This is a genomic window from Parvibaculum sp. (genome assembly GCF_019635935.1).
Classification (GTDB): Bacteria; Pseudomonadota; Alphaproteobacteria; order Parvibaculales; family Parvibaculaceae; genus Parvibaculum.
On sequence record NZ_JAHBYN010000001.1, the window covers coordinates 2619737 to 2636073 of the forward strand.

16 protein-coding genes and 1 tRNA gene are annotated in these 16337 nt (G+C 57.6%); 12 read left to right on the plus strand and 5 right to left on the minus strand.

Features of this window, described 5'->3' with window-relative positions:
- The first annotated feature begins 6 nt into the window (after positions 1-6).
- The 4 genes from yacG (at position 7) to KF719_RS12970 (ending at position 3209) form a co-directional block, all read left to right on the plus strand.
- Positions 7-231, plus strand: a complete 225-nt coding sequence (gene yacG / locus KF719_RS12955) for a DNA gyrase inhibitor YacG (protein ID WP_293509122.1) — start codon at positions 7-9, stop codon at positions 229-231.
- A gap of 110 nt (positions 232-341) precedes the next feature.
- A tRNA-Phe gene (locus KF719_RS12960) sits at positions 342-417 on the plus strand.
- A gap of 183 nt (positions 418-600) precedes the next feature.
- Positions 601-1791, plus strand: a complete 1191-nt coding sequence (locus KF719_RS12965; RefSeq protein WP_293510659.1) for an integrase arm-type DNA-binding domain-containing protein — start codon at positions 601-603, stop codon at positions 1789-1791.
- A gap of 197 nt (positions 1792-1988) precedes the next feature.
- A complete protein-coding gene (locus tag KF719_RS12970; RefSeq protein WP_293509123.1) occupies positions 1989-3209 on the plus strand; it encodes a Fic family protein in 1221 nt (406 codons plus the stop codon).
- Between the two features lie 15 nt (positions 3210-3224).
- On the opposite strand, the gene KF719_RS12975 is transcribed toward KF719_RS12970, so the two are convergent.
- Both KF719_RS12975 and KF719_RS12980 read right to left on the minus strand, forming a co-directional pair.
- Entirely contained in the window at positions 3225-3419 is a 195-nt protein-coding gene (locus KF719_RS12975) for a hypothetical protein (RefSeq protein WP_293509124.1), read from the minus strand.
- Between the two features lie 35 nt (positions 3420-3454).
- On the minus strand, positions 3455-4663 hold the full coding sequence (locus KF719_RS12980) for a type IV secretion system DNA-binding domain-containing protein (RefSeq protein WP_293509125.1): 1209 nt from the start codon (positions 4661-4663) through the stop codon (positions 3455-3457).
- Positions 4664-4916: 253 nt separating this feature from the next.
- On the opposite strand from KF719_RS12980, the gene KF719_RS12985 reads away from it, so the two are divergent.
- Entirely contained in the window at positions 4917-6827 is a 1911-nt protein-coding gene (locus KF719_RS12985; protein WP_293509126.1) for a ParB/RepB/Spo0J family partition protein, read from the plus strand.
- A gap of 134 nt (positions 6828-6961) precedes the next feature.
- Positions 6962-7618 (plus strand): HEPN domain-containing protein, encoded by a 657-nt coding sequence (locus KF719_RS12990; protein ID WP_293509127.1) that lies wholly within the window; start codon positions 6962-6964, stop codon positions 7616-7618.
- Positions 7619-8115: 497 nt separating this feature from the next.
- Here the strand turns inward: KF719_RS12990 and KF719_RS12995 are convergent, their stop codons facing one another.
- Positions 8116-9711, minus strand: coding sequence for a recombinase family protein (locus tag KF719_RS12995; protein ID WP_293509128.1), 1596 nt, complete (start codon positions 9709-9711; stop codon positions 8116-8118).
- Positions 9712-10075: 364 nt separating this feature from the next.
- On the opposite strand from KF719_RS12995, the gene KF719_RS13000 reads away from it, so the two are divergent.
- From KF719_RS13000 to KF719_RS13015, 4 genes are all read left to right on the plus strand, one after another.
- Positions 10076-11356 carry a hypothetical protein gene (locus tag KF719_RS13000; RefSeq protein ID WP_293509129.1) on the plus strand — a complete coding sequence of 427 codons (1281 nt, stop codon included), beginning with the start codon at positions 10076-10078 and terminating at the stop codon, positions 11354-11356.
- Positions 11357-11510: 154 nt separating this feature from the next.
- Positions 11511-11861 carry a helix-turn-helix transcriptional regulator gene (locus KF719_RS13005; RefSeq protein WP_293509130.1) on the plus strand — a complete coding sequence of 117 codons (351 nt, stop codon included), beginning with the start codon at positions 11511-11513 and terminating at the stop codon, positions 11859-11861.
- A gap of 68 nt (positions 11862-11929) precedes the next feature.
- The gene (locus tag KF719_RS13010) at positions 11930-12388 is read left to right on the plus strand and encodes a hypothetical protein (RefSeq protein WP_293509131.1); all 459 of its coding nucleotides are present in this window, start codon (positions 11930-11932) and stop codon (positions 12386-12388) included.
- An 82-nt stretch (positions 12389-12470) separates the two neighbouring features.
- On the plus strand, positions 12471-12806 hold the full coding sequence (locus tag KF719_RS13015) for a DUF3768 domain-containing protein (RefSeq protein ID WP_293509132.1): 336 nt from the start codon (positions 12471-12473) through the stop codon (positions 12804-12806).
- A gap of 51 nt (positions 12807-12857) precedes the next feature.
- On the opposite strand, the gene KF719_RS13020 is transcribed toward KF719_RS13015, so the two are convergent.
- A complete protein-coding gene (locus KF719_RS13020) occupies positions 12858-13280 on the minus strand; it encodes a hypothetical protein (RefSeq protein WP_293509133.1) in 423 nt (140 codons plus the stop codon).
- 66 nt (positions 13281-13346) lie between these two features.
- Positions 13347-13919, minus strand: a complete 573-nt coding sequence (locus KF719_RS13025; RefSeq protein ID WP_293509134.1) for a hypothetical protein — start codon at positions 13917-13919, stop codon at positions 13347-13349.
- Between the two features lie 572 nt (positions 13920-14491).
- Between KF719_RS13025 and KF719_RS13030 the strand changes: the two genes are divergently transcribed.
- Positions 14492-15259: a hypothetical protein gene (locus KF719_RS13030; RefSeq protein ID WP_293509135.1), complete on the plus strand. Its 768-nt coding sequence runs from the start codon at positions 14492-14494 to the stop codon at positions 15257-15259.
- Complete coding sequence (locus KF719_RS13035) at positions 15256-16329, plus strand: hypothetical protein (RefSeq protein WP_293509136.1); 1074 nt, start codon at positions 15256-15258, stop codon at positions 16327-16329. The genes KF719_RS13030 and KF719_RS13035 overlap by 4 nt, the downstream gene beginning before the upstream one ends.
- Positions 16330-16337 lie beyond the last annotated feature (8 nt).

Below are 16337 nucleotides of genomic sequence, written 5' to 3' on the forward strand. Positions count from 1 at the left end.
AGATCGATGACAGAGGCCGGGGACAAGTCCAACGTCGTGAAGCTGCGCAGCCCGCGGCCATGCCCCGTCTGCGCCAAAAAATCGGCGCCCGCCTTCCATCCCTTTTGCTCCAAGCACTGCGCCGACGTCGATCTCAACCGCTGGCTGAAAGGCGCCTATGCGATTCCGGCCGTCGAGCCGCCGGACGACTGGGACGAAGCGGCCGCGCGCGACGACGGCGAAGACCGCTAAGCCATTGGCCCCATTTGTTTTCCAGTCCCGCTGGACAGTCCGGATTCGATCTCTTATAACCCGCAAACCTCGCCGCGGCCGGGCGCTTTCAGCCCTGCCTCGGAGCTTCCGCCCAGGTAGCTCAGTTGGTAGAGCATGCGACTGAAAATCGCAGTGTCGGTGGTTCGATTCCGCCCCTGGGCACCACTACCCCTTTTCAAGCGAATCTCAGAACCGACAAAATCAGTGCTAAGGCATTGATTATAAATTGATTTTATGAACATAGCCAAACATTGCTGAACATCGCAACGCAGCGAAAATGTTGGCAAATTGTTGGTATAGATTCTTCGGTCTGTTGGTATCGAATTCGTTTGGCATTATTCTTTGAAAATGCCGCTGACAGACCTCGCATGCAGGAAGGCCAAGCCCCGCGAGAAGCTTTACAAGCTCTCGGACATGGGAGGCCTGCAACTGTGGGTCTATCCAAACGGGTCGCGTCTCTGGCGCTTTGCCTATCGCTATCGTGGCAAGCAAAAAGGTTTGTCGATCGGCAAGTACCCGAACGTCACTCTGGTGCAGGCGAGGGCGGAGCGCGAACGGGCGAAAGACTTGCTCGCCGCCGGCGAGGATCCCTCGCACGTCAGACAAGTAGAGAAGCTGGAAAGCCAGTTTCCAGACGACAGTTTCGAGACGGTTGCGAACGAATACCTGGAGAAGCTGCGCCGCGAGAAGCGCGCTCAGGCCACTCTGGAAAAAACCGAATGGCTGCTCGATTTCGCCAAGCCCATTCTCGGTCCAAAACGGGTAGGGGATATTCGTCCGGTTGAAGTTCTCGCCGTACTGCGCGCCGTCGAGCGGCGCGGGCGATACGAGACCGCTCGGCGGCTTCGATCGACGATTGGAGCGGTCTGCCGGTACGCAATCGCGACGGCACGCGCCGAGACCGATCCCACCGCCGGCTTGCAAGGCGCGCTGACAACACCGACGGTGACGCCGCGTGCGGCGGTCACCGATGCCAAGGCGTTCGGCGGCCTGTTACGCGCGATCGATGGCTTCGATGGACAACCGATGACGCGGATCGCCCTGCAACTCATGGCGCTGCTTTTCCCGCGCCCTGGCGAGCTTCGTACGGCCGGGTGGCGAGAATTCGATTTCGAGGAAGCGCATTGGACGATACCGGCCGAGAAGACAAAGATGCGTCGTGCCCATCGCGTTCCGCTCTCATCGCAAGCGCTCTCTCATCTCAATGCGCTCAAGGAAATGACGGGTGGCGGAGTGTTGCTGTTTCCGAGCGTCCGGTCGGCGGAGCGTCCGATCTCGGACAACACACTCAATGCCGCTCTTCGCCGAATGGGATATTCGAAAGACGAAGCGACGGCACATGGCTTCCGGGCCTCTGCTTCGACACTGCTCAACGAGAGCGGGAAGTGGAATCCCGATGCGATTGAGCGGCAATTGGGACATGTCGAAGGAAACGATGTCCGCCGTGCCTACGCGCGCGGCGAGCACTGGGACGAGCGCGTTCGCATGATGGCTTGGTGGGCCGAAGAGCTTGATCGCTTGAGGGAGCGCCGACGGTAGTTGCCCGGGAAACGAGAACCGATCGGCCAAAAGATCGGCCAAAATTCTGGCGAAAGAGATATTTTCTGTTTGAAAACAATAGATTAAGTGACATCCTTTGCGGCCAAAGTGCTAATGCGTGGGGATCCAAAGATCGGCCAAAAGATCGGCCAAATTTTTATACCAAGAAAGAAATTTTCTTGTTTATATAATGGCTTATGACAGAAAAAGAATCGGCCAAATCTGACCTGCCTCTTGAGAGCGTGCTGCGCATCGAACCGGCACATCTTGAGGAGATACCTGCTGCCATAGCGGATGAGATCGCGAATTTGTCGTCAGCCTCGGCTGCGCTCGGCGGTGCGCTTCATCCCCGCACAGCGGCCAATCTCGCGGATCTCGTGCGGATCATGAACACCTACTACAGCAATCTGATCGAAGGTCACGACACACGCCCGCGCGACATCGAGCGCGCGCTTGCGGGAAAATTTGACAAGGATCAGGGGCGCAGGAATCTACAAGTTGAAGCCGCCGCCCATGTTCGGGTGCAGCGAAAAGTTGATCAAATGATTTTGGCGGGTACGACGCCTGAACCTGCTTCGATGGAATTTGTCCGCTGGCTTCATCGGGAGTTCTATAAGGACGCACCTGATGAGATGCTTCGCATCAAGGGCCGTGAGCGCGAGTTTCTGATGGCACCGGGGGAATGGAGAAGACTGCCGGAGCATGATGTCGCTGTTGGCCGGCATGAGCCGCCATCAAGCGAGCGGGTGGCGGACTACATGGCCTATTTCGAAAAGCGATACCGGTTTGAGCAGATGGGATCCTCAAGTCGCATCATGGCCATTGCCGCCGCGCATCACCGTTTCAACTATATTCATCCGTTCCCGGACGGTAATGGTCGCGTCAGCCGCCTCATGAGCCACGCGATGGCGCATCGGGCCGGAGTCGGAGCGCATGGGCTGTGGTCGATCTCGCGCGGTCTCGCACGGGGACTCGAGAGTCGGGGTGACTACAAGCGTTTTATGGATCATGCGGATATGCCGCGCCAAGGCGATTTGGATGGAAGAGGGAATCTGTCGCTTCGGGCACTCACCGATTTCATTCGGTGGTTCTTGAAGGTCTGTGTTGATCAAGTGACGTTTATGTCAGGGTTAATCGAGATCGACGGATTGATGTTGCGGCTGAAGAAATACGCGGAACAAAAAGATTTTAAACCCGAGGCAACCAGGCTTCTGGAAGAGGCATTGATCCGCGGAAGCTTTGAACGTGGCGATGTGCCGCGTATCACCGGGCTTCCTGAACGTTCCGCGCGCCGTGTTCTCGGTGAGGTGGTTAAAGCTGGGTTGCTCGCATCCGAAACCGAAAAAGGTGCGGTCTCTCTTTGCTTTCCTGCGGACGCGCTTGAGACAGTCTTTCCCCGTCTGTTCCCTGCAACGTGATGTGTCGTTACGCAGTCAGTTGGAACGGCCAAATTTTTCGGCGATGGCCTTGCGCCGCTCTTCAGGCGTGAGGTCTTTCCGGTCGAACTCCCGGAACTCTGCCTCCATCGCCCGGGACATTTTTTGGCCCTCGACCTCGCTGATTTTCGCAAAATTCTGCCACCCAAGGGTGAAGCTCTTGGTAGGACGTTTGCCGGATTTGGTTGCCATGCGCCTCATCAAATAATTATAGCGCATCCCATTCCTTAGATATTCCAACTTTGTTTCCGGATTGCCTTCGTGCCGCCCGGTGAGAGTGTCGTCGCGCTGAACGGCTGCGACGGCATGCCGTCGATCATCAGCTTCAGATAGATGCGGTGGTTGGGGAGGTTCATCAGGTCGAGCATGTCGAATCGCGGCGCGAACTCGCGGGCGAGGAGAGCCGCGTCGTGCGGCCCGATCCGAAACGAGACCAGCGTCCCGGCATTGCCGAGAACCGCATGGGCGACATCCGGATCGAGCTGGTGGAGATGCTGGTTCGCAAGCACGAGCCCAACCCGATACTTCCTGAGTTCCGAAATCATGCCGGCGATGCTCAGGGTCGTGAAAGTCTGGAACTCGTCCATATAGAGGAAGAAGGGAAGCCGCTTCGCCTCCGGCATATCCGCGCGGCTGAAGGCAGCAAGCCCGATCGTGGTGACGAGCAGGCTGCCGAGCAGTGCGGCGCTGTCGTCGCCGATCTTGCCGCGCGCCAAATTGACGACGACGATCTTGCCCTCATCCATAAGCCGTCGGAAGCGGAGCATCTCTTTCGGCTCGGTCAGGATACGCCGTAGCGTCGGGTCAGCCAGGAACGCACCGATCTTGTTCTGGATCGGAGCGGTGGCGTCTGCCCGGTAGCGCCAGGAATACTGCTCGAACTCCTTCTTCCAGAAATTACGCACCGGCTCATTGGCGAGTGCGTCTGCGATCCTCTGCCGGTAGTCTTTGTCGTTCAGCATGCGCAGGACATCGTCGAGCTTCGCGTGCCCATGCTCCAGAAGCGCGAAGAGGACATTGCGGAGCACATGCTCCATGCGGACGCCCCAGGCATCCGACCAGTGCTTCTTGAGCGCCTCCATGAGACCTGAAACCGCAAGCGGCACCCGGTCGAGCGGCACACGCTTCAGTGGATTGTAGCCGAAAGGTTGCGCTGGATCGGGCACATTGAGATAGACGAGATCGCCGGGCCGGACTTCGCCCGCATAGGCGGCAACCCGTTCGGCTAGGTCTCCATGCGGATCGATCAGGGCGAACCCGCGGCCGGCATCGATGTCGCCGCGCGCCAGCGTTTCCAGGAAGGTCGTCTTGCCGGTCCCGGTCTTGCCGATCGCATAGACATGCGAAAGCCGGTCGCCCTGTTTGATGCCGAAAACCCGCCGGTCGTTCCGGAAGTTCGTTTGCGCGAAATACGAGATGTCCGGCGACCGCTTCATGAGCGCATTGTCCGGTATCGGCGGCGGCACCAGTAGGAGTGCAATCTTGCACGTGCCGCATGACGTGACAGCATACTCTGGCATGGACCGCGTTATCCCCATGCCGTTGCCGGATCGGCAAGTTTGCAAGCCTAGGTGAGCGTCGCCCTCTTCGAGACGATGGAGCGAGACCTGTTCTTTCGACGGGTTCGCGCGAATAGCGCGGCTGAGAGCCGTCGTCGCGCTTCATTTCCATCATCATCGGAGAATATCAATGAGCGACAACCTCATGACGATCCCGCTTTGTCAGTTGAAGCGGGCAGCCCTCAATGTGCGCAAGACCGGCCGCAAGGCCGATATCGCGCAACTGGCCGCGAGCATCGAAGCGCACGGCCTCCTCGAAAATCTCGTCGTCCGGCTGGTCCGGGTCGGGAGCGAGGAAGCAGAACCTCTCTATGAGGTTGTGGCGGGCGGCAGGCGCTACGATGCGCTGAAGCTCCTCGCCAGGCAGCACAAGATCGCGATGGACTATCCGGTCCCGTGCCGGGTACTCGGCGAGACAGAGGTGGCGACCTATGTCGAAGTCTCGCTTGCCGAGAACATCGTTCGGTCGCCCCTGCACCCGGCCGATCAGTTCGACGCCTTCGCGAAACTGCAGAAGGAGGGCCTGACGGCCGAGGAGATTGCGGCGCGCTTCGGACTGCCGGCGAAAGTCGTTACCCAGCGGCTGAAACTCGGTGCCGTCTCGCCGCGCCTCATGGCGGCCTACCGGGCGGAAGAGCTGACGCTCGACCAACTCATGGCCTTCGCGATCACCGACGACCATGCAGCCCAGGAAGCTTTCTGGTTCGACACGCCCCATGGCCACCGCTCGCCCCAGGCGATCCGGCGTCACCTCACCATCGCCCTTGTCGAGGGTGGGGACCGTCGGGCGCTCTTCATCGGGGCCAATGCCTATGAAGCGGCCGGCGGCACCGTGATCCGGGATCTCTTCCAGCCGGAATCCGAGGGCTACTTCGCGGATAGCCAGCTTCTCGACCGTCTTGTGGCCGAGAAGCTCGACGCCGAGGCCGGAAAGGTCCGGGCCGAAGGCTGGTCCTGGGTCGAGGTCATGCCCGAGACCGATTATGGCGCGCTTGCAAAGTTCGGCCGCGTCAAGGCCGGCGAGGTCGCCCTGTCGGACGAGGATGAGGCCCGGCTCCGCGCCCTCTCCGAGCGCTATGACGAACTCGTCGCGGCGCTCGAAGACCAGGAAGACGAGGCCATGTCCGCCGAACTCGACAGGATCGTCGAGGAGATGGACGCGCTCGAAGAGCAGCATCTCCAATGGTCCGATGAGGACCGGAAGGGTGCCGGCGTCATCCTGAGCCTCACCCCTGACGGCGAGCTCGAGGTGAATGCGGGTCTCATCCGGCCGGAAGACCGGAAACGCGAGGAGATGGACGAAGAAGACGAAGAGCCGTCGCGTTCCGCCGAGCGAAAGGAGAAGGGCAATGGACGCCCCGAACGCTATTCCGACACGCTGCTGACAGACCTCTCGGCGCACCGCACTGCGGCGCTTCGGGAGATGCTGGCAGGGAACACGAAGGTGGCCCTGGCCGCCCTCGTCTACCGGCTGGCGAAACCTCTCTTCTTCGAACGCTATGCCTCGCCTTGTCTCCATCTCCAGCCCGCCTTCATCGATCTCGGGAGCTTCTCGAAAACGGTGGGGGAGAGTCCGGCGGCAGCCGCTCTGCTCGCGCGCCATACGCAATGGTGCGAGAGGCTTCCGGAGGCAGACCAGTTCTGGCCCTGGCTTCTCGAAGCCGAGCAGGACATGTTGCTCGATCTCCTCGCCTATAGCGTCGCGCTCACGCTCGACGCCGTGCATCGGAAGAACGAGAACCCGGGCTGGCGCATGATTGAGGCAAAAGACCTCGCAACCTCACTTGCCCTCGACATGACCGATTGGTGGCAACCGACACGTGTCCACTTCTTCGATCACCTGACAAAAGGTCAGATTGTCGAGGCGGTTAGTGAGGCGACTTCGGCTTCAACGGCGAAGTACCTCACGGAGCTCAAGAAGGCTGACATGGCGGCGCGTGCGGAAGAGCTTCTGAAGGACAAGCACTGGCTGCCCGTGCCGCTCCGGAGCGAGCTTGAGGAAATCAAACCAGAGCCCGTCGCTGATGTGGCGGCGGAATAAAACTACTCAGGACCGGGAGGAATCCCGGTCCTTTTCTTGCGAGAATGACTAGCTGACGAAATATCTGCCTGACAGAAGTTGCATGAGATAATGTCGCCGCTCAATCCGAAGCAAGAAGACGAGGATGTATAATCATGGCATTTGGGCCGATGGATGCAGCAAACTCTTGTATAAGAAGAAGTCGTCGTTTCCTTTCTCTTGCGAATGCTGCGCTCGATGATACGAAAATCAAAAACGATCTTCGACGCACCGCCTTGGTCATGTCAGTAACGGCGGTGGACGCATACATGCACTGGCTAGTTTTTCGTAGGTTGTCCGAAGTTCGTTATGAGGGTGACCTTCCAAAGTCCCTTAGCAAACTCAATGTACCGTTCTCCTCTCTTGCGTCTCTTGCCGACGCTCTTATTGCGGCAAGGCACTCGGACCGGAATATTCGTCCTTGGGTTCAAGTTAAGAATGCGATTCAGAGAGAGTTGCTTAAGGAAACTTTCCAGAACTACGAACAGATCGGGAATGCATTATCGCTTGCAGGAATTGAAAGAGGGCTTTCTCGAACTGCTACCGAAATGGGAAGCACTGCGACTGAAATCAGAGAACGTCTGAATCGCTTGGTTCATCGACGCAATCAAGTGGTTCATGAAGGTGACTTCGTGCGCGCACATCGGCCGCGCAAATCGAAATACAATAAGATAAAACATAAAGATGTAGTGGATGACGTGGAGTGGATTGAGCGTCTGCTTCAGTCAATCAACAACGTGGTTGAGGCGACCAGGTTGGTACCGGCTTCGTAGGTGTACCCGAGGAGAACTGGCATGACGCTTGGGATGGCGTCTGAACTTGGATTCTCATAGAAATGAACGTTCGAGCAGATTGATGGACTTGAGGGACTTGGTGGACTTTGTTTCAAAGCACCTCACTCATCGCGTCTGATCATTTCCAACAGTTTTTTCAAGAAAATTCGCGCTCGTTCTAGTGATCGGTGGACGTGGGGGACTTAGTGGACTTTGTTTAGAGTCATGCCGACATATCACGCTCCGAGACTATCTCTGCGTTCCTTATGCCAGAACGGAAAGGTTCCCCTCCGAGCTTTCTTTTGAGAACGGCGCTATGATGCCCGGCATGCAATTTTCACCAGAGAGAATTCAAGAGCTGATTCAGATTCATAAAGAGGAACACGACGAAGAGCTGACGGTAGACGAAGCAAGCGAAATGGGCGCACGCCTCGTCGAACTCTTTACACTTCTCGCACAACCACTACCGAGCGAACGTGCTGCACGAGAGGGAACGACTACGCCGCCTTCTTCTCCCGATTCTTCCGCTCCACCATCTCAATAACTTCTTTGACGATCTCTATCGTCTCAATCATTTCCGGGTCTCGTGCATCGTATAAAGTTCGAACCTCGTACAAGCGCGCGCACAGGCTTGAACGACAGACGATATTCGACAGGATGAAGAACGGTTTTCTGGCTCGAAAGCTCAGTTTTCTGTCTGTTAGCACAAGGTTCAAACCGACCGCTCGGACGATCCGCCGTTTTATTTCGTCGTCACCTTCTCGAAGCCAGAAAATAGCTCTGTTGCTGAACGAAATGAGCAAGCGGTCGGGTTCAAACAGATCCCCTTCGCTACCGGCATGATGCAAGCGTTCCTTGAGGATCAACTTTCGCACCTGAAGCCGTTGACGCTCCGTAATGAACTCCGCGTCATCGATTGTCTCGCGCGTGCGCAACATGAGCAGCGTTGAGAGCATCCTTTCGACCTCTTCCAGTTCTCCCTCCGTTGCCTTTATCTGCAGTGACCTCTCCTGGTCGCGTCGAGCCACGGCAGATTGGCGTTCTGCATCTGCCCATCGCTCATACTTCTCCGGCAGCGCCAAGCGACCGATCTCATTTTCGATCATCGTCTGGATATGGTCCGCAGGCACGAAGGGTTGCCGGCACCGGTAGTCCGGTCGACGCTTGGTGCAGTGATAGTAGGAATACGCGCTTCCATATCTGTTGGTTCGCTCCTCGGCGGTGACCATGAAGCCGCACTCACCACACCGAATGAGGCCGGTAAAAGGGAAGCTGCGCTTTTGGATCACGGGTTTTGCTCTGCCGCTCAGGATATCCTGCACCCGTTGGAACTCGTCTACGGTTACGAGCGGCGTGTGAGCGCCCGGATAGGTTTGCCTCTCCCAGACAATGAGGCCTGCGTAAAAGGGGTTTCGCAGTATGTGATGAACGGCGCTGACTGTCAGGTATCGGCCACCGATACGCTTCTTTTGTACCGTTCGCAGACCCCATTTCTGAGTTTCGCCGCTTAGCGCCCGCAACGAGTAGTTTCCCGTGAGCGCCAACTCAAAAAGGCGTCGCACCAACGGGAAACGGTCAGGATCCGGGGTCGTCGTCTTTGTTGTCCGGTCATTCAGATAGCCGATCGGCGCCATGCTTGGCCGCCCACCCCGTTGGACCTTGGCGCGATTTCCGCGCTTCACGTTCTCGCTCAGATTGTCGACATAGTATTTCGAGTATCCAAAGATGATCGACAGCATGAACTTCCCTTGCGAGTTGTTCTCGAAGGTGAAGGTTGCGAATTTGAGGTCCTTGAGCGCTTGCCGGTCGAGCAAATAGATGATGCGGCCGCCATCGATCGAGTTGCGCGCGAGCCGATCCGGATGCCAGGTGATGATGCCCTCCGCCTCGCCGCGCTCGATGCGTCGGAGCATGTCGTCGAACACCGGCCGGCCGGGCGCCTTTGCACTGAATGCCTCCAGAAGGACATCGACAATCTCGACACCTTCGTGCCTCTGAAATTTCCCGAGCAATTCATCGCGCTGGGAGTCGATGGACAGCACCTGGCGATCCTCGGCCTCAGAGGATTTGCGGCAATAGACGAAATATTTCATATGCGGGAAAGTGTGGCGCCCTTGTGCGTCTCGCCGATACGTCCCCCAAGTCCCCCATGTCCGCGGTGTAGCTGGAGACGAAGCAGGTATCGACATCTCCTTGAGGCGTAGCGCTCAAAGTGGATGACGTCGTCCGGTCGACTCGAATCTACCTCATGAGGGCGAAACGCGCGAATCGGCGATGTGGATTTCTCGATAGTCACGCCGTCATTCTGATACCTCCGACGCTCTTGCCGAAGGTATGCGGTCTTGCCGGGGAAGCACGAACTCACGCCGTTTCAAACCGCTCATCGGCGCATACAATCGTTCGATGAACGAGCGTCGAACATCTGCTACCAAGTCTGAGCAACGATCAAAAAGTGGCGTGCCGACGATTTCCCGTACCTGCAAGGATGGGACGATCATCGAACTTGTCTATGACGCCGGTGAGCGCAAGACCGCCCTCGCTGTCTCCCGCCACAACGGGCTCTGGAATGTCGAGCAGGAAGTTCGTACCGAGACCGGCGAACGGCTGGTGCCATACTCGCCGTCGAACAACCTGATCGCGAACGAATGCGTTCTGCTGCCCTCGACCGTCACCGACCACGGCAGCAAGGAACGGCTTCTGGAGGAGATCGCCGCCTTCATCCATCGCTATGCGGACCTCTCGCCTCAGTTCGAGAAGTTCGCGACCTACTATGTGCTCCTCACCTGGGTCCATGACGCCTTTAACGAACTGCCCTATCTCCGCTTCCGCGGCGACTATGGAACCGGCAAGACCCGGGGTCTCATGACCATCGGTTCGATCTGCTACAAGCCCTTCTTCGCGAGCGGCGCCTCCACGGTCTCCCCGATCTTCCACACACTCGACACCTTCGGCGGCACGCTCGTCTTCGACGAGGCGGATTTGCGGTTTTCGGATGCGAAGGCCGATATCGTGAAGATCCTCAACAACGGCAATGTCCGGGGTCTGCCCGTGTTGCGCACGGTCGTGACCCGCGCCAAGGAGTTCAACCCGCATGCCTTCCATGTCTATGGGCCGAAGATCATCGGCATGCGGGAATCCTTTGAGGACCGGGCGCTTGAGAGCCGGTTCCTGACCGAGGAGACCGGTCAGCGGCCGCTCCGCGCCGGCATTCCGATCCATCTTCCGGATAGCCTCAAAAGGGAAGCGCTGGAGCTCCGCAACAAGCTGCTGCATTTCCGGCTGGTGAACCGGTTTGCGGTCGCGACCGATCCGAGTGTCGTCACACCCGAAATCGAGCCGCGCCTCAACCAGATGGCGCTCTCGCTTCTGAGCCTGGTCGATAGTCCGGCCCTCCGGGCGGAAATGACCGAGGCCCTTATCCGGCAACAAGCCGACCTCATCAATGAACGGAGCCAGACCTTGGCCGCCCAGGTGCTGCAGGTGACGATCGAGGCCCTTGAGAAGAGCGATGGTGTATCGATCCCGCTACGCGAGATCGCTGACGGCTTCAATGCGCGTCATGCGAGCGACTACAACCGCTTCCTCTCGAACAAGGCTATCGGCACGGTACTCAGGAAGCGGCTGCGGCTCCAGACGCAGAAGAGCCGGGGCGTCTATGTCGTCCCCGCATCCGAACTGCCGAAGATCGATGTGCTCGCGAAACGCTTCGGTGTGGATAGGCTGGGGACAACGCCGTAGTACACAGCCGAATTTCTTCATATTTCCGTTACAATGCGAAAGCATCGGCGCTGCAAGTTGTGACCGAATGACAAATTTTCACGTCTACTGACGACCGACCCTCCGGGTGAAGATGCAAAGCGACTGTTCTGGCCGCTGAGATGCATCTTTATCCATGTCGCCTTTTCTTCATTGCTACCTCGCAACGCATCGCCGGCGCTGGGGACTGTCCCAGCCGGAGCTTGCCTCGCTGCTCGATCAGGCTTCGCCAAGCGCGGTATCGCGCTGGGAAGCGCTGCAACGCGCCCCGAACCTTTCAACCGCGCTTCAGCTCGAACTGATCTTCGGCGTGACGCCGCAAGACCTCTTTCCGGCCCTCTATCGAGAAGCCGAGGACGCGGTCATGCGGCAGGCGAAAGCGCTCTACGAGGCGCTTGAGGGAAAGACCGACGCCAAGTCACGTGAAAAACTCGTCCTGCTCTCGCTCATCATCGAGCGGGCAAAGGGCGACACCGATTATGTATGAGAACCGCCATCAGTCCGCTTCGCGGACTCGTCATCGCTATTCATCCTACCTCACGAGGATTCGGCTGGGTGCTCTTCGAAGCGCCCGGCGCTATCGCCACCTGGGGCGTCGTCGACGTCTCGAACTACAAGGAAGACAAGAACCGGCGGGCGCTGGCGCGTGTCGGAAAGCTCCTCGAACGCTACAGCCCCTCCGTCCTTATCCTCGAAGACTTCGAGCACAAGCCCGCGCGGCGAGGCGCCCGGATCAAGCGGCTCTGTCGCGCCATGCTCCGTCTCGCCGAACATCGCGGGATAGAGGTTCGCGTCTACCCGCGCGCGGCCGTCAACGCCTGTTTCCGGTCCGTTGGCGCGAAGACGCGCCATGAGATCGCGCAGGCGGTCGCGCTCCATATCGATGCGCTCCGGCACATGTTGCCGGCACGGCGCAGGCTCTGGGACCCCGAGCATCCCCGCATGGGGCTCTTCCAGGCCGCAGCGCTCGCGATCACCTATTACACGCTCGCCGGCGCGGAGGAGCCACCATGAGAACCGCAGCCACTAGGCGGCACTCCGCCTTTGGCGGCTGGGCCTCAATCCTGGGACCCAGCCGACAGAGAAGGAACATCCCATGACATCACGGGAAGATGTGCTGGTCATTCGCCGGCTGAATGACGAGTTGAGACAGAAGTGCCGGGACGGCCGAGTCCTGATCACGCAAGGGGTCCTCTCCTTGCCCCAGGACCTTATCCGGAAGGTGCTCACGGCGGTCGAGGCGTTCGATACATTCACGCCGGACAACGACCCTCATGGCGAGCACGATTTCGGATCGGTGAAGGTCGACGGCACGCTCGTCTTCTGGAAGATCGACTATTACGACCGGACGATGGAGGCAGGCTCTCCCGACCCGAGCGACCCCGACGTCACGACCCGTGTCCTCACGATCATGCTTGCCGAGGAATATTGATTCTCCGCGAGAAACCAACACCCCGCCAACCGGCGGGGTGTTCTTTTGTTGCTAGTTGGATTCCTTGCGGGGTGCGTAGACCGTGTCTTTCCCGGTGGGCGCGACGGGCAAAGCATTCGAGGTCTCGACATATCTGGAGGAGAAACCGCTCATCACCCCGGGTGAGGCATAGACCATCCAGCGGCCGTTATCAGCCAGAAAAAGCTGCGCCGGCAGATCGTACTGCTTATCGTCGCTGAAATAGACGATGTACTTAGTGCAGCTCTCGCGGTGAGCTCCCCATATGGTGTCCGCCGTCACGGTTCTCCTCACAATCTCGGTGAGCGCACGGGCGACATTCTCATCGGCCGGTCGTTTCGGGCAGTTCTCCGCTGCCGAGGCGACCGGGTTGTCGCAAGCGCTCGCGATACCGCTGAGCGCCACCAGCAAGGCGATCCGAAGGGCTTTGGCGATCGATCGTCGTTGTTCTGGCATGGCAGTTCAAGTCGCTCCGTTGGTGTCTCAGAGAGAAGGCGGCGGCTTTTTCCAGCAGGTGCTCCGCTACGCCTTGCTTGCGGCAGGCACGCTCCCGAGTAGCCGGTCCGCCCAGGCATCGCCCGCGATGCGCGCGATCTCGCCTTCGGGCGGCGCGCTGCCGGCGACCTCTACCTTGACGTTCATGCGATCCGTCCAGGTGATGCTGTTCGTCTTGCAGGAGAAGGCCGAGAGGTCGACGACGCGTGTGTTGTTGGCGCGCTCCAGCGACCACATGTTCTTGTTGAAGTTGATCCCCTGATCTGCGGCGAAGAGGACGAGATCGGCTTTGGTCGCCTTGCAGATCGAACCGTAGAAGGCTGCCTGTTCCTGGGCGGTCATGAGGCCGGCAACCGGCTGCCGTCCGGTCTTGCTGAGAGCCTCAGCGGTGGCGTTCGGCGAGAGCACATCGAAGCGCCCGGTCCCGAGTAGCCGTTCGGTCAGCCGTACCTCGCGAACGCCATTCTGCCAGACGGCGATCCGTCGAACCTCCGGCGTGAGAGGCGTTGTGGAGCCGCCCGTGTCGAACGCCACTTGGGCTGTGCCGCCGGTGGTTGTCTGGAAGGTTTTGTATCCCTGGAAGCCGCTAACGGCAGCCATGCCGACTGTCATCGGGATCAAAGCCGCGGCGCATCCGCTGAGAAGGAAGCAGGCCGCCACCACAATCAGAAGAGAGGGAAGCGGCCTTCCCCTTGTCCGGTACTCTTCAGTCCCATCGGCCCGAACTGTGTCGGAATCCTCACAGGTGCCCACCCATCCACGCATCGAAATTCCCCCGCTGAACAGAATGAGCAATTCTGTTCAGCGCCGAATGCCGACTCGCTAGGTCCAAGCACCCATAAACGCAAGACGCAACTGCAGTCGGCATCTACTGGGTTGGTTGGGAAATCCCAGCTAGAGATCCCGATACACGATATTGGCCAGACCGGACCAGCGAGGTTGGTCACACCGCGGTGACGGGCAAATAATATGAATTGTGATAAGCTATTTTTGTGATTCCCAAAGGCGTTGAGCGTTAAACTCGTGGACGGAGGCACCGTTCTTACTCGTTACTGTGAGTATAGAGAGTTTTCGAGTTTCCCGGTTGCAAGTGTCGTGGCAAGACGGCTGGATCGCCTAGAGCCGACGAAAAAGCAATAAGGTCGAATCAGAACTCAGAGATAATAGAATCTATGAAGAATCAATATTTCGGAGATCAGACCGACTACATCAAGTACGGTATTCTCCGGTCATTCTCCAAGTTTGGAGCGAAGCTAGGTATACACTGGACGTTAACTGACGACGACGGTTCGTCTGACGGTTCGCGAACACGCTATTTGAAATCAGCAAAAGAGTGGCGCGAATATGATCCGGAGATCTTTGACATTCTCGTCGAGCGACTCGACGCCGGAGAACGAAAACTTCATCTGGTCGATGAACTGCAATTCATTCCAAATGCAATTCATTGCTTCGACAAATGGGAGAGCAACGCAAGTGCGAGGATGCGTAGCATTGAAAGCCTCCTAGACCGTCTGCCGACGGGATCACTTGTGTTTCTCGACCCAGACAATGGTCTTGAAGTTAGTTCCGCGCGGAAAGAAAGCCGAAACGCGTCAAAGTATGTTTTCTTCGACGAGTTATCCATGTTTTGGGCATCAGGCCATTCGTTGCTCATTTATCAGCACTACCCGCGTGTGCAGCGAATTCCTTATGTCCTGGAACAACTGAATCGACTGAAAACAGCTTTACCGCATATGCGGGAAGCAGCACTCTTAACTAGTCACGTCGCCTTTCTTGCATGCATTCAGAGCGAGCATTCTCATATCGTTGAACCGGCGATCGATAATATCGTAGAGCACTGGGCACCTCATGTAGGTGCTGTGCAGGTAGATGGAACAATCAAGTCGGCGTCTGCCCGACCCAATGCACTCATCTCTCCCCAGCAAGAGCTGTCGTTATGAACGAGTTCACGGAGGAGAGGATACTGGAAGATCGGTTCGCCGTTTACAGTCAACAAAGACCGTGGTCCAAGCGGGATGATAGAGACGAGATATGGTTCTTTGAACCATCAGATTGCAGGGGATTGCTTGAGTCTGAAGCTTTGTCTTCGCGTCGCACAGGCTTAGCTGATCGCGTTGAACAGATGGGCTTTCCGTCCCTTGGACGGTTTTTCCGTCAGTGGCTTATGTATACCGACGGAGACGAGCATCGCCACTTTAGAAACGCCGTCGTCCGTGCACTCAAAAGAGACGATGCCGAAACAGAAGTTGAAAAAGTAGAATTTGCGACCACGTCACAATTCGAGTTGATCAAAGATTTTTGTGAGCCGTACGTTTGGCGTGTATTGCCGAGAATCTTGGGGCTCAGTCGAGAAGAAAGTGAATTTTGGCAACCGCGCATTGCCATACTCGTTGCGTTGCCTGGTATGGAAAACGCCGGACCCGCGGAAGCGAACGCTGCAGAGACGAGTCTTTTAGAAATACAAAACTATTTGAGATCAACCCCCTGTTTCCTTTTGTCCAATTTAAAGCGAGAAATTGGCGAGGTATCTGATGAGGTGGTGCTGTTCAATCTCGTGATAAACGTGATTGGAGATGGCATACACCCAACAATCGCCGCCTTGGGATCGGAGATTTATATTAGGATGCTGTCGGGTTTTAAAGCCGACATCCTTCCAAACGAACTAGCGTTTCATCAACAAGCGCCTTTTCAATTCGCAGCTCGGGTAGCGAATTGTCAGACGAGTTGGAAAGATGTTCGGATTGAGGCAGGGCAACGTGTAGTGGCGTGCATAGGTGCGGCAAACCAAATTCAGGCGACTAACTCTCCGAGCGGTCTACCGATGACCTTTGGTCACGGTCGGCATGCATGCATTGGACGAGGTTATGCCGACAAGTGTGTTCGCTCTGGCTACCAAGTGTTTGTAGAAGCTACAAACGGAAACGCACAACTTGTCGGCGAGCCGCGCTGGAAGCGCTCCCTTGGATACAGGATGATAGAAGAGCAACGAATTCGGGTAATCGACGTATGAGTGGCGGA

Excerpts from the sequence above, each read along its gene's own strand:
- yacG (WP_293509122.1), top strand. The coding sequence starts at position 7 with ATGACAGAGGCCGGGGACAAGTCCAACGTCGTGAAGCTGCGCAGCCCG.
- KF719_RS12965 (WP_293510659.1), top strand. The coding sequence starts at position 601 with ATGCCGCTGACAGACCTCGCATGCAGGAAGGCCAAGCCCCGCGAGAAG.
- KF719_RS12970 (WP_293509123.1), top strand. The coding sequence starts at position 1,989 with ATGACAGAAAAAGAATCGGCCAAATCTGACCTGCCTCTTGAGAGCGTG.
- KF719_RS12975 (WP_293509124.1), bottom strand. The coding sequence starts at position 3,419 with ATGGCAACCAAATCCGGCAAACGTCCTACCAAGAGCTTCACCCTTGGG.
- KF719_RS12980 (WP_293509125.1), bottom strand. The coding sequence starts at position 4,663 with ATGAAGCGGTCGCCGGACATCTCGTATTTCGCGCAAACGAACTTCCGG.
- KF719_RS12985 (WP_293509126.1), top strand. The coding sequence starts at position 4,917 with ATGAGCGACAACCTCATGACGATCCCGCTTTGTCAGTTGAAGCGGGCA.
- KF719_RS12990 (WP_293509127.1), top strand. The coding sequence starts at position 6,962 with ATGGCATTTGGGCCGATGGATGCAGCAAACTCTTGTATAAGAAGAAGT.
- KF719_RS12995 (WP_293509128.1), bottom strand. The coding sequence starts at position 9,711 with ATGAAATATTTCGTCTATTGCCGCAAATCCTCTGAGGCCGAGGATCGC.
- KF719_RS13005 (WP_293509130.1), top strand. The coding sequence starts at position 11,511 with ATGTCGCCTTTTCTTCATTGCTACCTCGCAACGCATCGCCGGCGCTGG.
- KF719_RS13015 (WP_293509132.1), top strand. The coding sequence starts at position 12,471 with ATGACATCACGGGAAGATGTGCTGGTCATTCGCCGGCTGAATGACGAG.
- KF719_RS13020 (WP_293509133.1), bottom strand. The coding sequence starts at position 13,280 with ATGCCAGAACAACGACGATCGATCGCCAAAGCCCTTCGGATCGCCTTG.
- KF719_RS13025 (WP_293509134.1), bottom strand. The coding sequence starts at position 13,919 with ATGGCTGCCGTTAGCGGCTTCCAGGGATACAAAACCTTCCAGACAACC.
- KF719_RS13030 (WP_293509135.1), top strand. The coding sequence starts at position 14,492 with ATGAAGAATCAATATTTCGGAGATCAGACCGACTACATCAAGTACGGT.
- KF719_RS13035 (WP_293509136.1), top strand. The coding sequence starts at position 15,256 with ATGAACGAGTTCACGGAGGAGAGGATACTGGAAGATCGGTTCGCCGTT.